This window comes from Brevibacterium sp. SIMBA_078 (genome assembly GCF_046534565.1).
GTDB lineage: Bacteria > Actinomycetota > Actinomycetes > Actinomycetales > Brevibacteriaceae > Brevibacterium.
On sequence record NZ_JAWRYQ010000117.1, the window covers coordinates 1 to 308 of the forward strand.

Consider the following 308-nt stretch of genomic DNA (forward strand, 5'->3'; position numbering starts at 1 on the left):
GTGTGATTGAGCGCAAACCTTCGCCTACACTGAAATCAATAGTTGTGATATCAATAGTTGTGATATCAATAGCTCGCTTAACAACTTTCACCAAATCCGGATGCAAACCATCAAGACGACTTAACGAATTGTCAGACAACTTATACTGACCTTTTGAATCTACTGGCTTAGGCTCGTCATTGACTGGTTCAGGTTCAATTTCACTATGCGCTTGACAGTGCACTGCCGCCTCAGCCATTGCATAGAAACCTGCGTGTGACTGATTGCCCCATGTGCCATCGACGATGCCGTCATAAAATCCGTTACGC

At 44.8% G+C, this 308-nt stretch carries 1 protein-coding gene; it reads right to left on the reverse strand.

Translation table 11 applies throughout. The annotated features are described in order from the left end of the window. Positions 1–308: hypothetical protein (locus SB749_RS19100; RefSeq protein WP_410711689.1), on the reverse strand; the 308-nt coding region annotated here is incomplete at both ends.